Annotated in this window: 20 protein-coding genes; 18 read left to right on the forward strand and 2 right to left on the reverse strand. The window is 34.7% G+C overall.

The annotated features are described in order from the left end of the window. The 9 genes from IGI63_RS13535 to IGI63_RS13575 all read left to right on the forward strand — a co-directional run bounded on the left by IGI63_RS13535 (position 1) and on the right by IGI63_RS13575 (position 6068). On the forward strand, positions 1-219 hold the full coding sequence (locus IGI63_RS13535; protein ID WP_002355915.1) for a hypothetical protein: 219 nt from the start codon (positions 1-3) through the stop codon (positions 217-219). A gap of 13 nt (positions 220-232) precedes the next feature. Next, positions 233-433 (forward strand): DUF3188 domain-containing protein, encoded by a 201-nt coding sequence (locus tag IGI63_RS13540; RefSeq protein ID WP_429975929.1) that lies wholly within the window; start codon positions 233-235, stop codon positions 431-433. Continuing rightward, complete coding sequence (locus tag IGI63_RS13545) at positions 433-843, forward strand: DUF3284 domain-containing protein (RefSeq protein ID WP_002355917.1); 411 nt, start codon at positions 433-435, stop codon at positions 841-843. Before IGI63_RS13540 ends, IGI63_RS13545 begins: the two co-directional genes overlap by 1 nt. A 275-nt stretch (positions 844-1118) precedes the next feature. After that, a complete protein-coding gene (locus IGI63_RS13550; RefSeq protein ID WP_002355918.1) occupies positions 1119-1445 on the forward strand; it encodes a PTS sugar transporter subunit IIB in 327 nt (108 codons plus the stop codon). A gap of 22 nt (positions 1446-1467) precedes the next feature. Further along, positions 1468-1788, forward strand: a complete 321-nt coding sequence (locus IGI63_RS13555) for a PTS lactose/cellobiose transporter subunit IIA (RefSeq protein ID WP_002355919.1) — start codon at positions 1468-1470, stop codon at positions 1786-1788. A gap of 65 nt (positions 1789-1853) precedes the next feature. Beyond that, entirely contained in the window at positions 1854-3131 is a 1278-nt protein-coding gene (locus tag IGI63_RS13560) for a PTS sugar transporter subunit IIC (RefSeq protein WP_429975930.1), read from the forward strand. Between the two features lie 83 nt (positions 3132-3214). Beyond that, positions 3215-4609: a glycoside hydrolase family 1 protein gene (locus IGI63_RS13565; protein ID WP_429975931.1), complete on the forward strand. Its 1395-nt coding sequence runs from the start codon at positions 3215-3217 to the stop codon at positions 4607-4609. Between the two features lie 57 nt (positions 4610-4666). After that, a complete protein-coding gene (locus tag IGI63_RS13570) occupies positions 4667-5860 on the forward strand; it encodes a GNAT family N-acetyltransferase (RefSeq protein ID WP_429975932.1) in 1194 nt (397 codons plus the stop codon). A gap of 82 nt (positions 5861-5942) precedes the next feature. Then, complete coding sequence (locus tag IGI63_RS13575; protein ID WP_002414508.1) at positions 5943-6068, forward strand: hypothetical protein; 126 nt, start codon at positions 5943-5945, stop codon at positions 6066-6068. A gap of 231 nt (positions 6069-6299) precedes the next feature. Here IGI63_RS13575 and IGI63_RS13580 read toward each other — a convergent pair whose 3' ends face one another. Together IGI63_RS13580 and IGI63_RS13585 are read right to left on the reverse strand one after the other, a co-directional pair. After that, on the reverse strand, positions 6300-7445 hold the full coding sequence (locus IGI63_RS13580; RefSeq protein ID WP_429975933.1) for a tyrosine-type recombinase/integrase: 1146 nt from the start codon (positions 7443-7445) through the stop codon (positions 6300-6302). 57 nt (positions 7446-7502) lie between these two features. Beyond that, a complete protein-coding gene (locus tag IGI63_RS13585) occupies positions 7503-8435 on the reverse strand; it encodes a helix-turn-helix domain-containing protein (protein WP_429975934.1) in 933 nt (310 codons plus the stop codon). A 173-nt stretch (positions 8436-8608) separates the two neighbouring features. On the opposite strand from IGI63_RS13585, the gene IGI63_RS13590 reads away from it, so the two are divergent. From IGI63_RS13590 to IGI63_RS13630, 9 genes are all read left to right on the forward strand, one after another. Continuing rightward, a complete protein-coding gene (locus IGI63_RS13590; RefSeq protein WP_429975935.1) occupies positions 8609-8818 on the forward strand; it encodes a helix-turn-helix domain-containing protein in 210 nt (69 codons plus the stop codon). A 3-nt stretch (positions 8819-8821) separates the two neighbouring features. Further along, entirely contained in the window at positions 8822-9136 is a 315-nt protein-coding gene (locus IGI63_RS13595) for a hypothetical protein (protein ID WP_429975936.1), read from the forward strand. A 156-nt stretch (positions 9137-9292) separates the two neighbouring features. Then, positions 9293-9433 carry a hypothetical protein gene (locus IGI63_RS13600; protein WP_429975937.1) on the forward strand — a complete coding sequence of 47 codons (141 nt, stop codon included), beginning with the start codon at positions 9293-9295 and terminating at the stop codon, positions 9431-9433. Positions 9434-9605: 172 nt separating this feature from the next. After that, the gene (locus IGI63_RS13605; RefSeq protein WP_429975938.1) at positions 9606-9791 is read left to right on the forward strand and encodes a hypothetical protein; all 186 of its coding nucleotides are present in this window, start codon (positions 9606-9608) and stop codon (positions 9789-9791) included. Next, on the forward strand, positions 9769-9987 hold the full coding sequence (locus tag IGI63_RS13610) for a hypothetical protein (protein WP_429975939.1): 219 nt from the start codon (positions 9769-9771) through the stop codon (positions 9985-9987). Before IGI63_RS13605 ends, IGI63_RS13610 begins: the two co-directional genes overlap by 23 nt. Then, positions 9980-10795 (forward strand): bifunctional DNA primase/polymerase, encoded by an 816-nt coding sequence (locus tag IGI63_RS13615; protein ID WP_429975940.1) that lies wholly within the window; start codon positions 9980-9982, stop codon positions 10793-10795. The genes IGI63_RS13610 and IGI63_RS13615 overlap by 8 nt, the downstream gene beginning before the upstream one ends. Then, a complete protein-coding gene (locus tag IGI63_RS13620; protein WP_429975941.1) occupies positions 10792-12342 on the forward strand; it encodes a DNA primase family protein in 1551 nt (516 codons plus the stop codon). The genes IGI63_RS13615 and IGI63_RS13620 overlap by 4 nt, the downstream gene beginning before the upstream one ends. A gap of 345 nt (positions 12343-12687) precedes the next feature. Then, the gene (locus IGI63_RS13625) at positions 12688-12993 is read left to right on the forward strand and encodes a hypothetical protein (RefSeq protein WP_429975942.1); all 306 of its coding nucleotides are present in this window, start codon (positions 12688-12690) and stop codon (positions 12991-12993) included. A gap of 1 nt (position 12994) precedes the next feature. Further along, the gene (locus IGI63_RS13630) at positions 12995-13174 is read left to right on the forward strand and encodes a hypothetical protein (RefSeq protein ID WP_429975943.1); all 180 of its coding nucleotides are present in this window, start codon (positions 12995-12997) and stop codon (positions 13172-13174) included. The last annotated feature ends 25 nt before the right edge of the window (positions 13175-13199 follow it).

Genomic DNA, 13199 nt, shown 5'->3' on the forward strand with positions numbered 1-13199 from the left:
ATGATTTCGATTGCAAGTGCAATGAAGCAAGAGGAAATTATTACTTTATTAGAGGCATATCAAGGGGAAAATGAAACATTTACTTTTAAAGAAAAGAATGGTATTAAGTTATTTTTTGAAGTTGAAGGAGACCCTGAAACTGCTGCACAAGTTGCAAAACAGCTGATTAAGGAACAACCTTGGGGTGGCGTTTTATACTTCCAAGCAACGGTAGTCTAAAAAGATAGGATGGATGAAAATGATTAGAAATGGATTATTTTTATGTAGTATTGGCTTTTTTATTGTTTTGTATTCGTTGAATCCCAGCTCCTTAAACTATGATTTATTAAGTCTGACAACGGGGATTTTTCTCATTGGACTTGGTGGTTACCTGTTTTTTAAAGGAAAAAAAGTTGCTGAAGAAGAGGCGACAAAGGATGAGGTGAAACGGTAATGGAAATTACGAAAACATTAACTATTTCAGCAGATGAATTTTACACGCAATTAATGAATTCTGTTATTTTTGATATCCGTAAGCAAACAGGCAAAACTCTTACAAGAAAGCAGTTGCGTAAGTTTGAATACATCAAAGAATATAGTAAAAATAGTCGCGCGAAAATAGTTATTGAAGAAGCTGTAGAAAATAAGACCTATCAATTTCGAACATCCACAACTAAAAATGATTTCTCGGTGCGGTATGAGCTCCAGCCAATTGATGAAAAAAGCTGTGAACTGCGTTATACAGAAACAATGGTTTCTTATGGGGCGTTACAAAAACTGAATGATGCAGTATTAGGTATCTTTTTAAGTTATTTTAAAAAGAAACAGTTTTATAAAATGCTTAAAATGATGGAAACTGCTTAAAGGGAAAAAGTGGCTTTTGTCCAGTTGATTCTCTTCAGCTTTAGAAAGTGAGCGATGAGTCGTTTCGACTTATCGCTCACTTTCTTTTGTTGCCCTATTATTTTGGAAACGCACACAAAAAAGCTGTGTGTAATCGTTTTATTTTTAGTGTGTACACGCTTTCTATGTTGGAAAACGTTGTCATATCAAGGTTTTCAATGTGTTAAAACTTGGCACGCTTCTTGCTTATATAAAGGTGTAAAGCAAAACAAAGAGAATTTAGGAGATGAAGGAAAATGGCAAAAAAAACAATTATGTTAGTTTGTTCCGCAGGAATGAGCACAAGTTTATTAGTAACAAAAATGCAAAAAGCAGCAGAAGATCGTGGCATGGAAGCAGACATCTTTGCAGTATCGGCTTCTGAAGCAGATACAAACTTGGAAAATAAAGAGGTAAATGTTTTATTATTAGGCCCACAAGTTCGTTTCATGAAAGGACAATTTGAACAAAAATTACAACCAAAAGGGATTCCTTTAGATGTAATTAACATGGCGGACTATGGCATGATGAATGGCGAAAAAGTTTTAGATCAAGCAATTTCATTAATGGGATCATCAAACTAGAGCAGAAAATGGGGTAGAGGTAATGGACGGACAACAGAACTTAGAAGCAATCATGGGTTTAATCATGTATGGCGGAAATGCTAAAAGCGATGCAATGGAAGCGATTGCCGCAGCAAAATCGGGGGATTTTGAATTAGCAGACAAAAAAATTGCAGATGCAGAAGAATCACTTGTACATGCACATCATTCGCAAACAGGAATGTTAACAGAAGAAGCAAAAGGCAATAACATGCAAGTAACATTGTTAACAGTGCACAGTCAAGATCATTTAATGACTGCGATTGCATTTACAGATTTAGCAAAAGAAATTATCGATCTTTATCGCCGTATTGATAACGAGTAATCTCGTTGTCAATGCGTCTTATAAGAAAAACGCGCTTGAGAAAGCGTTAATTAGGAGGAATAACAATGGACGGATTTGTTCAATGGATGGAGAAACACTTTATGCCGAAAGCGTCAGTTATCGCAGCGCAACGGCACTTGGTAGCAATTCGTGACGCGTTTGTCGTAACGATGCCATTAATGATTTTAGGGGCTTTGGCGGTATTAATTAATAATATTCCAATTCCAGGATATGAGGACTTTTTAAACAAAATTTTCCCAATGATGTATAACGATGCACCAATTTGGAAAAGCTTTGGTGGTAACATTTGGAACGGTACATTCGCAATCTTTGCCGTTTTAGTAGCCTTTTTAGTAGCACACAATTTAGTTAAATCTTATGGAAAAGACGGCATTGCAGCCGGTACAGTTTCTGTAGCTTCATTCTTCGCAGTTGGCGGCTTAGAAGGCATGGGCGCAACTGGATTATTTATTGCTTTGATTATTGCACTTATTTCAGGAGAACTATTCCAACGTTTATCTGGCAATCCTAAATTAGTTATCAAAATGCCTGATGGTGTACCACCAGCAGTAGCAAAATCATTTGCGGCATTATTACCAGCAATGATTACAATCAGTTTATTTAGTTTAATTACATCAATTCTATTTGCTTTAGGAATTGACAATATCGTTATTTCATTCTATGAAGCAGTTCAACAACCATTTATGGGACTTGCAAACAGCTACCCATCAGCATTATTGTTAGCTTTCATTACACCATTCTTATGGTTCTTTGGTTTACATGGTGCCAACATGGTTGACCCATTAATGCAAACAATCAACGTACCAGCGATTGATGCGAACATTAAAGCTTTAGAAGCAGGTAAAGCAATTCCTTATATTGTAAACAAACCTTTCTTTGATTCATTTGTAAACTTAGGTGGAACAGGAGCAACATTAGGTCTGTTAATTGCTATCTTTATCGTTGGTCGTCGTAACAAACCATACAAAGTCATTACAAACTTAAGTTTAGCACCAGGACTATTTAATATTAATGAACCAGTCATGTTCGGTTTACCAATTGTTTTAAACCCAATTATGTTTATCCCATTCATTTTAGTCCCAATGGTTCTTGTAACTGTTGCGTATGTGGCGACAGCAACTGGTTTAGTACCAGCTGCAACCTTTATGCCACCTTGGGTAACACCACCAATTATTGGCGGATTTTTAGCAACGAAGAGTATCGCCGGCGGAGTTTTAGCAGCTGTTAACTTATTGATTTCTATTTTGATCTACATGCCTTTCGTAAAAGTAGCAACAGATCAATACTTGAAACAAGAAGCAGCCGCAGAAGTAGCTGAGTAAAAAATCGAAGGATTGAATCGTCCGGACTCTTACGGAGGGTTCAATCCTTTTTTTAATGATTAAATCGTAAAGGAGCAAATAACATGAAATATCAATTTCCAGAAAATTTTTGGTGGGGTTCTGCAGCCAGCGGTCCTCAAACAGAAGGCGTTTTTGAAGGTGATGGTAAAGGTCAAAATATTTGGGATTTTTGGTATCAAGAAGCGCCAGAAAAATTTTTTCAACAAGTCGGTCCAGATAAGACCTCACAATTTTATAAAAAATACCAAGAAGATATTCAGTTAATGAAAGAAACGGGACATAACTCTTTTCGAACATCCATTCAATGGAGCCGTTTAATTCCAGATCCTACAACAGGAAAAGTCAATCAAACAGCAGTTGATTTTTATAATCAAGTCATTGATGATTTATTAGAACACGGGATTGAGCCCTTTATGAACTTGTATCATTTTGATATGCCGATGGTACTTCAAGAAAAAGGCGGTTGGGAAAGCCGTGAAGTGGTTGATTTGTATGTTGACTTTTCCAAAACCTGTTTTGAATTGTTTGGCGATCGCGTGAAAAAATGGTTTACGCACAATGAACCAATTGTACCAGTTGAAGGTGGTTATCTCTATGGCTGGCATTATCCTGATAAAGTGAATCTAAAAGAAGGGATTCAAGTACTCTATCATGAAGCTTTAGCTAGTGCCAAAGCGATTGCCGTCTATCATTCTATGAACTTATCAGGTGAAATTGGCATTATTTTAAATTTAACGCCGACTTATCCTCGTGATGAGCACAACGAAGCCGATGTAAATGCGGCTAAATTTGTCGATGGTTTCTTTAACCGTTCGTTTTTAGACCCGGCTGTTAAAGGTCATTTTCCAGAAGATATGGTTGCTTGGGCGAAAGCAAATGACTTATTGCCAGAAACAACGCCAGAAGATTTAGCAATAATTGCTGAAAATACTGTGGACTTATTAGGAGTAAACTACTATCAACCACGTCGTGCCAAAGCAAAAGAAACACCTGTTGAAACACGACCAGAAGGCTTACTTCCAGAAGATTTTTATGATGTCTACGATATGCCTGGCAAAAAAATGAATCCTTACCGTGGCTGGGAAATCTACGAAAAAGGTATTTATGATACATTAATGAATTTAAAAGAAAATTATGGCAATATTCGCTGCTACATTTCAGAAAATGGCATGGGCGTAGAAGGAGAAGAACGCTTTGTCAATGAACAAGGAGTCATTGAAGATGATTATCGGATTGAATTCGTGCAAGATCACTTGAAATGGGTGCACCAAGCGATTCAAGAAGGTAGTAATGTTCAAGGATATCATATGTGGACGTGTATGGATAACTGGTCTTGGCTTAATGCCTATAAAAATCGTTATGGCTTCATCGCTGTGGATTTAGATGATGACGCGAAACGGACCATTAAGAAAAGCGGTCGTTGGTTCAAAGAAATGACAGCAAATAACGGCTTTTAGAAAGAGAACCGTTTCTGTGATAAAATGAATTGATACAATGTGCGAGGAGGAAAGAAAATGACAACTAAAAGAGTCAAAAAAATGGGCAAAGAAGAAATGAAAGAGATGTTTGATCTTGTTATCTATGCTTTTAATCAGGAACCCATGGCGGAACGCCAAGAACGTTTTGAAAAATTGTTGTCACATACGCAAAGCTATGGCTTCCTAATTGATGAGCAATTAACAAGTCAAGTGATGGCGACACCTTTTCAAGTGAATTTCCATGGTGTCCGCTATCCCATGGCTGGAATTGGCTATGTGGCTTCTTATCCAGAATATCGTGGTGAAGGCGGCATCTCTGCTATTATGAAAGAAATGTTGGCTGATTTAGCGAAACAAAAGGTTGCCCTTTCTTACTTAGCACCGTTTTCATATCCATTTTATCGTCAATATGGCTATGAACAAACATTTGAACAAGCAGAGTATACAATTAAAACGGAAGATTGGCCACGTGTTAAACGAGTTCCAGGTACCATTAAACGAGTTTCTTGGGCTGACGGTAAAGAGGTCATTAAAGACGTATACCTTGAAAATCAAAGAGCGCACTCTGGTGGTGTGATCCGTGAAACTTGGTGGCTGGATTATACGCTGAATCGTGCAAGTAAACCAAATAATCAAGCGATTTATTATTCGTCAGAAGGGAAAGCGGAAGGCTATGTGATTTATCGGATAGCTGCTGGCACCTTTGAAATCGTAGAATGGAACTATTTAACTAATACAGCTTTTAAAGCTTTAGCTGGGTTTATTGGCTCACATAGTGGTTCCGTTCAATCGTTCCATTGGATTAATGGTTTTGCTGGAAAAGATTTAAATGATTTAATGCCAACGCCAGCAGCTTCTGTAAAAATTTTACCTTACATGATGGCACGAATCGTTGAGTTACAAACATTTCTGGAAAAGTATCCATTTCAATCAGGAGAAAAAGAAACGTATTCTTTAGAGATTGAAGATTCCTATGGGCCATGGAATGAAGGCATTTGGACAATAACAATTGACGAACAAGGAAAAGCGACAGTGACTAAAGGTGCTGTGGAAAAGGAAGGGACTGCTGCTTTGAAAGCAGATATCCAAACGTGGACGCAACTATTCTTGGGCTATCGTTCAGCAGAAACGTTATCTTTTTATGAACGCTTGCAAGGAGACGCAACGACAGTTCAACGTTTAGGCCAACGTTTAGTCAAAGGCATGCCAATTTTAGAAGATTATTTTTAAAAGTGTGTTTATTCGCAAAAAATGACAGAACCTACTATAATAAAAATGTAAAAAGAATTATTTTAGAAAGGTGATGGGGACAATGGCGAAAACGAAACAAGAAAAAGTTGCACGCAATAATAAAATTGGGCAATATATAGCTATTGCGACAGGACTTTATTATTTAGGAAAAATGATTCTTGATCGGCGGCAAAAAAATAATAGATAAAAGAACGACGTGTTTCACTGAAAGAAAGTATCTCGCATAATTGTTTATGCGGGATACTTTCTTTTTGTCTATTGACAGATGTAGTGAAGACTTCTAAAATTAAAACAGATTGTTCTCGTAGTATCGTAGGGTAAACCTGTTACATATACTAGAAACCTTATTTACGTAGGGTTTCTAGCTTTTTTGTTTACTGTAAATTAGTAAAGGTCTGTGCATTTGTCTGTGCATAGATTAAAAACCTAGAAAATTAGCGAATTTATCTGCTGTTTTTTCTTTTTCTTCAGGCATGACATGAGAATATATTTCAAGAGTGATTTTCACATCTTTATGCCCAAGTCTTTCGCTTACTTCTTTTACTGGAATACCAGCTTGCAATAACAAACTGGCATGTGTATGCCTAAAGTGATGTGGTGTAATTCTTGGTAACTTATACTTTTTTATTAGGTAGTTCAGCCAATCGTTAACTACTTGTGGATAATACAACTCATTGCGGTCGTTAGTGAAAATATATTGTTCTTCGCTAGATGTATTAAAACCCATTTGAAAATAATCGCTTCGTTGGATTGTACGCCATTTTGACATGATTTTAACTGTTTCATTGTCTAAGCTGATAGATCGTGTACTAGATGATGTTTTAGGTGTTTGAATCAGAATATTGTTGTATTCATCTAGCGCAAGTGTTTTTCCAATTGTTACACCTTTTTTCAGTGTATCTAAGTCTTTCCATTGTAAGGATAAAATTTCACTTTTTCGGCAACCAGTGAAGGCTAATAGTCTAAAAAATGCTAACTGTTTAAAGTTACCGTATTGTTTTAGACAATCAAAAAAATGTGTTAGTTCTTGTTTGGTATAATACTGTAATTTTTCTTCTTCTTCTTGGCGTTTAGGGACTATGGTCTTACTCATTGGGTTGTTATTCATTAGTTCCATAGATTCGCCATATCGCATGATTTGAGATGCTGTTTTGCGGAAGTAGGTATATTGTTTATAGCCTTGGTTGAACCACTTATTAACTAGGTCTTGGCATTGGATTACTGTTATTTCATCAAGCTTACATTCGCCAATATAAGGTAAGACATGCCTTTCTATAAATCGTCTATTAAGGGCGATTGTAGAGGGTTTAACGTTTAGCCGTTGCTGTGCCAACCATTTTTCGTAAAGCTGCTTAAACGTAAAAACAGAAGGTTTATTATCCAATCCATTTTCTTCTATCTCTTTTAGAATGTCAGCAAGCGCAATCTGTGCTTGTTTTTTTGTTTTGAATCCTTGTCGCTTACGATAAACGTTTTTACCAGTTTTAGGGTGACGTCCTACATAAGCATTGAACATATAGGCGGTTGTACCGTCTTTTTTTGTATATTTGTTAATTTGTGTCATTGTTTTTTCTCCTATCTACCACCACGCCAATAGTATGTAGATGTTAGGGGAGAGATGTTATTTATTTTTTTTAATCAATTCATTAGTTTTTTGAATAATAAATTTTTTAACATCTTCAGGTAATTTTAATTTATCTAAAGAGTATTTTTTGCGCTGTTTAGGAATATCTATATAACCATACACATCTTTAGGCGCTAAAATAATAGTTTGTTTTACGTTGCTAGATTTATCAGGATATTTTTGTTTTAGTTCTAAAATTTTATCTCGAGCTTCTTTTAAAATTATATTTATTTCAGATTGTAAAGTATCATCAACTGCGGCTTCATAATCGTATGTTGTTAATGTAGAATACCTTTCAGATAAACTTGTTAATGCGTCAGTAAGCTCACTTGGAATACTTGTAGATTTCTCGGAAATAATACTGGATAAATCCACCTCAATTATTTCGCTTGTGTGATTATATCTATCAATGTCTATATCTTTAGGGAGATTGTTTACTGCATATTCAATTAAATTATGATTTGTTTTAGCTGTAGCTATATACATTAACACGATTGATGAATATAAGTTAATCCGTCTGATCTCGTTTAAGAGTTTAGGATTTTTAGGATTGGGATGATCGTTTATAAATTTATTGACAATAGTTTTTAAAGTTATGTCAAGGTTCTCATTATTAAAATAATTAAATGCTTTTTCGGCATATTTTTCTAACGGCATATTTGGTGCCCATTCTTTTGTTTCTAAAATATCCAAAAAAATTTTCCGACTGATTTCGAGCTCTTTTTCTGCATCAAACCTAAGTTCACTAAAACCAATTAAATATCCGACAGACACGTCAAAAAAATCCGATATTTTTTCCCATGTTTCTAAACTAGGATTGCTATCACCATTCTCATACCTACTAAGGGTAGATCGAGGTATTTTGAGTTCGTCACTTAATTCATTTAGGGTGATGTTTTTTTCTTTTCTAAGTTTTTTTAATCTATTCATATAAAAAACCCTTTCTCGACAAGTACTATTTCATAGCTAGAATACATTAAAATTGACAGAAAATCAATATATTTCCCAAAAAATGAGAAAAAAGCTTGACTTCCCAAAAAGTGGGAAATATAATAAAAGTACAATATCCCAAAAAATGGGAAAAGAGAGAATGGAGTGAGAATATGTTTGATTTAGATTTAGAAATGATTGCCAAACTACGTGAGCGCCGAGCGAGAAAAAACATTACTTTAGAAAAGGCATCTCATGAAATTGGTATTTCATCTAAAACGCTAGGACAGATTGAAAATGAAAAAATCTTGTCTGTGCGTAAAACAGTCTACAAAAAACTAGTTGACTGGCTGGTAAATGAAAAAATTTATAAGGAGGGTTAACTAATGGAACAAGTCGAAACATCGCCTTTTGTTGTTGAGGTATCGCATACGCTTAATAAAAAGCAATTGAATGCAATTAGTAAACAAGTGTATGAAACGACGCTAGAGGCGATAGAAAAAGCCAGAAAAGATAGTGAACTAGATAATGATCTAATCTACACAAGAGTAGGAGTAAGAAGGTTTTTAAATAATTGTTCCGAAGCATATTTAGATGAATTGTTGGCAAAAGGGTTGCCAACAGGAAGGACATTGTCAGAGCGTAAACAGGTTTTTTCAAAACGTCAGATGACCGCTTGGCTTCTAGAAAATGATTTATAAAATCCACCATGCCAATAGAGAAGTCATAGTTTCACATAGTCAAATGTCAGTCGCAAATGGTTTTAAAATATAGGAGGTAAAGCAATATTTAAATTAGTATGGGTACCTAAGAAGTACAAAAATTTTTCGATTAGTAAAATTGTTGAAGAAGCAGAGATGACTTTGAAAGAGTGTAAAGAATCCGAAAGAAGAAATGCTGAACTTTATGCAGATTTGTTGATTCTTCAAAATAAAATAGCGAACTTATCAGAAGAACAAGCAAGAAAGAATTTATCAATTTTAATTCCATGGCTTTAAAATCAACTTCAAAGCTTGAAGGAAACGGAGTAAAACCTATGAATAGAGAAAAGAAAAAAAGCCTTTGCTGTCAAAATTCTTGGCGGAATTCAGCAAAAGGCAGTAACGTAGGGAACTTCCCTATAATTCTTTTCTCTCATTCTATCACATATAGACAGGAGATTAAAAGAAAATGAGTAAAAAAATTAATTTATTATTGATCGCTTTTCTTATAGGAGGCGGAGCAACTGTTTTACCTATGATTTTTAAGCTAGCAGTATTTACAAGTGCTTTAGTAGTGCTGTTTATGAATTATGATGAACATATTTTTCAATTAAACAAAGGAGGGCGCAACAATGTTGGAAAAAGACGAGTTTAAACAATTTATAAAAGATTCTTTATTATCAATAAAAAATAGTTCTGACGAGGAGAAAAAGATTACTATTGAGTTTTTTAGAAAAAAAGCTGCAGAGGCACCAACCAAAGGAACGAGAAATTTTTGTTTACGTGTGGTTGACTTTACCACGCTGTCGTTAACTGAAAATAAGATTAGTGTGGTGGTAGATAATGAGTAAAAAATATAGTGATGTTGCGATTAGCTATGCTAAGAACAATTGTAAGGTTTTTCCACTCACACCTTTTACCAAGATACCATTAAAAGGTACTAGGGGAAGTAAAGAAGCCACAACAGATATTGAACAAATAAAAAAATGGTGGAATCAAACACCGAATGCCAATATTGGTTTAGTGACAGATCGTTTTTTAGTTTTAGACATTGATGTTCATGACAAAGAAAATAATGGGTATGAAAGCTTAGAAACGCTGAAAAATACGTTTGGAGAGCTTCCTGATACTTCAATAGTACAAACCGCAAATAATGGCTTGCATATCTATTTATTAAAACCGCGAGGCGTACAATTGCCACAAAAAATTGCATTTATGAAAGGGATAGATGTGAAAGCACATCCGAATAATTATGTCGTAGCGCCACCTAGTGAAGTAAAACGGTTAGATGGTACGCTTGGAAAATATGAAATGAAAGAAAAATTCCCTATAGCTGAAAGTCCAAAATGGTTGATTGATTTTATTTTACGCCATGAACCTAAGCAGTCTAAAGCTACTAAAATAGATGCTCACCTTTCTAACCGATACAGAACTAAAACGACTGATTTGTTAGAACGGTTAGTTTTAGGCGCAACCACAGGGGCTAGAAACGACACAATCGCTCGTACGACAGGGCAACTATTGGCTTATGGTGTGAAAATTCCATTAGCTTGGGAATTAATCCAGTTTATGAACGGAAATTTTGATGAGCCATTAGCTCAACGTGAATTGGAGAGTACATTTCTAAGCATTTGTAAAAGGGAGTTGAAAATTAGTTGAGTATTGAAAAAGAATTAGAGGAACTAGAAAAAGTACGAGCTGAAACAAAGAAAAAAGCGCCACCTAAGACAATGAAGGAATTAAATCTTCTTTTAGCTGAACTAGGTGAAAATTGGCGTTTGGCAAATGCAACAACCGATAAGAAGACAGGGGATATAACTAAAATACCCGATGTACCACCGAGACAGGTCGCAAATATCTTAAAAGCTAACTGCACGTTTATTCTAATTGGTGAGGATAATCCAGAATTATCACCTTTAGCGGTGTATGACCTCGATAATGGTATCTATCAAAAAGGCACACGTTTTATTTATCGTTTGTGCATGCAAGTTCAATACAATTTAACAGAGTACCAGTGTAAAACGATTATTCATTATTTGACAGTTGAAAGTGAAGAACGAGAACGGACAACCGATAAAAATTTAATTGTAGTAAAAAACGGTGTTTATCATCGAAAAAAACATAAACTTCTACCTTTTAGCAGTAAGTATGTATTTGTCAATAAAATTGATACGAACTATATTCCAAATGCGAAGGAACCAGATTTTAAAGACTGGAATTTTAGCGAATGGATTAAAGAATTATCAGATGGAAACGCAAGTAAAGAAAAATTATTATGGCAATTGTTTGCGGTCACGATAAATGCGAATTATATTTCTGAAGTAGCTGTTTTCTTTTACAGTGAACAAGGGAGAACAGGGAAATCAACTTTTCAACAATTATTGATTAATTTAGTAGGTAAACAAAATGCTTCAAGTCTAAAAATAAAAGAGTTTGAAAGTGATTTTAAGCTTGCTAGTGCTTATGGGCATTCTTTAATTGTCGGTGATGATAACAATCCTAAAGATTTTAACGGAACAAGCGAAAATTTTAAAAGTGTGATTACCGGAGATACCGTTTTATTGAATCCAAAAGGGAGAGAACCATTTTCTACGATATTAACGCCTTTTGTTGTTCAATCAATGAACGGATTACCTCGATTTAAAGATATAACCGATGGTCTACAGCGACGATTGAGAATAATTTTATTTAATCACAGTTATAAAGGCGAAAAAAACAATCGCAATATCAAAGAAAAGTATATTCATGATAAAAGGTTGTTAGAATTCATCTTATCTAAAGTGATTGATATGGATTTTGTTGAAATTGAAGATACAGCAGAAAGCCAAGAAGCTATCCATGAGTTAATTTTAGAGAACAGCGCAGTATTAGCGTTCTATGATGATCTTTTTCAAGAATTAGAAAGTGAACGCTTGCCTGTGAAATTTTTATTTAAATTATTTCAAGCATGGAGCGATTACGAAAATCAACCAACACAAATGAAACAAAATACGTTTACTAAAGAGATTAAAGGAATTGCAGAAAAAAACGGGTGGCTATATAGTCGAAAAAATCTAGCCCCATTATCTTTTTTCAATCAACGTGATATGGCTCGTTTAGAATCTTTAGACATTCATTATCGATACAGTTTTAGCGTTGATACAACAAAAACGCAGCCACTTATAGAAAAGCGACAAACCGACAAAATGAATAAAAACCGACAATAGGAAAATACAAATTGTCGGTCGCTATAACCATTGATATAACAGTGTTTTTATAATTAAAACCGACAAACCGACAATATTTTAATAAATTATAGATAAATAAAAAAGTTACTTACATTATCTATAAAAATAAATATATAAATAATTTGGCAAAACTTTGTCGGTTTGTCGGCTAAAATTGATGAGCCTTAGAGTCACAATGGATAGAGAAACCGACATGTCATTTTTTTAATTGTCGGCACCGACAATTTATTTGTCGGTTTTCTAAAAAAAGCGTAAAAGAGGTGGAAAATCATTAATAGAAAAACATCAGTTGTTGCCATTGAGAGCGAATTAGAAGAAATACGGTTGTCTGTAGAGATTAATCAACGGATATTAGGTAGACAATCCGAAAAAGAGAAGAACGTCCTTAAGAAATCCATTCAAGAATTGAATCAGCGAGTAGAGCAACTTGAAAAAGAACGTGAGGAAATTATTGAACTCATTGATAAGTTCAGCGGTTTGAATCAAAAGATTTTAAAATTGAAATATGTGGAAGGCTTAACGTTAGAATCGATTGCTGATGAAACAGGCTATAGTTATCAATACATTAAGAACAAACACGCGGAAATAATGCGTATCATAGAGTTTCAAGAAAAATTTGAGGAGGAGTAATATGTTCAAAACAAAAATTATTTCAGAACCTAGCGAAAGAAAGCTGCAGGAGCAGATTAATAATTTTTTTGAAGAGGAAGAAATTGAATCCATTAAAAGTACCCACTTTATTTATGCCGATAATGAATATACCTATTGTGTCACCTATAAACCTTTAGAAGACGAATTGCTAGGGTATTAATTAAATGGATCCTTTGTACAAAAGA

The organism is Enterococcus sp. DIV0086 (assembly GCF_050498705.1).
Taxonomy (GTDB): Bacteria; Bacillota; Bacilli; order Lactobacillales; family Enterococcaceae; genus Enterococcus; species Enterococcus faecalis.

What these genes read in the sequence shown, in the direction of transcription:
- IGI63_RS13560 (WP_429975930.1), top strand. Translation starts at nt 1,854, where the DNA reads ATGGACGGATTTGTTCAATGGATGGAGAAACACTTTATGCCGAAAGCG.
- IGI63_RS13595 (WP_429975936.1), top strand. Translation starts at nt 8,822, where the DNA reads ATGGAACAAGTCGAAACATCGCCTTTTGTTGTTGAGGTATCGCATACG.
- IGI63_RS13565 (WP_429975931.1), top strand. Translation starts at nt 3,215, where the DNA reads ATGAAATATCAATTTCCAGAAAATTTTTGGTGGGGTTCTGCAGCCAGC.
- IGI63_RS13615 (WP_429975940.1), top strand. Translation starts at nt 9,980, where the DNA reads ATGAGTAAAAAATATAGTGATGTTGCGATTAGCTATGCTAAGAACAAT.
- IGI63_RS13590 (WP_429975935.1), top strand. Translation starts at nt 8,609, where the DNA reads ATGTTTGATTTAGATTTAGAAATGATTGCCAAACTACGTGAGCGCCGA.
- IGI63_RS13535 (WP_002355915.1), top strand. Translation starts at nt 1, where the DNA reads ATGATTTCGATTGCAAGTGCAATGAAGCAAGAGGAAATTATTACTTTA.
- IGI63_RS13580 (WP_429975933.1), bottom strand. Translation starts at nt 7,445, where the DNA reads ATGACACAAATTAACAAATATACAAAAAAAGACGGTACAACCGCCTAT.
- IGI63_RS13630 (WP_429975943.1), top strand. Translation starts at nt 12,995, where the DNA reads ATGTTCAAAACAAAAATTATTTCAGAACCTAGCGAAAGAAAGCTGCAG.
- IGI63_RS13555 (WP_002355919.1), top strand. Translation starts at nt 1,468, where the DNA reads ATGGACGGACAACAGAACTTAGAAGCAATCATGGGTTTAATCATGTAT.
- IGI63_RS13550 (WP_002355918.1), top strand. Translation starts at nt 1,119, where the DNA reads ATGGCAAAAAAAACAATTATGTTAGTTTGTTCCGCAGGAATGAGCACA.
- IGI63_RS13605 (WP_429975938.1), top strand. Translation starts at nt 9,606, where the DNA reads ATGAGTAAAAAAATTAATTTATTATTGATCGCTTTTCTTATAGGAGGC.
- IGI63_RS13585 (WP_429975934.1), bottom strand. Translation starts at nt 8,435, where the DNA reads ATGAATAGATTAAAAAAACTTAGAAAAGAAAAAAACATCACCCTAAAT.
- IGI63_RS13600 (WP_429975937.1), top strand. Translation starts at nt 9,293, where the DNA reads ATGACTTTGAAAGAGTGTAAAGAATCCGAAAGAAGAAATGCTGAACTT.
- IGI63_RS13540 (WP_429975929.1), top strand. Translation starts at nt 233, where the DNA reads ATGAAAATGATTAGAAATGGATTATTTTTATGTAGTATTGGCTTTTTT.
- IGI63_RS13570 (WP_429975932.1), top strand. Translation starts at nt 4,667, where the DNA reads ATGACAACTAAAAGAGTCAAAAAAATGGGCAAAGAAGAAATGAAAGAG.
- IGI63_RS13610 (WP_429975939.1), top strand. Translation starts at nt 9,769, where the DNA reads ATGTTGGAAAAAGACGAGTTTAAACAATTTATAAAAGATTCTTTATTA.
- IGI63_RS13575 (WP_002414508.1), top strand. Translation starts at nt 5,943, where the DNA reads ATGGCGAAAACGAAACAAGAAAAAGTTGCACGCAATAATAAAATTGGG.
- IGI63_RS13545 (WP_002355917.1), top strand. Translation starts at nt 433, where the DNA reads ATGGAAATTACGAAAACATTAACTATTTCAGCAGATGAATTTTACACG.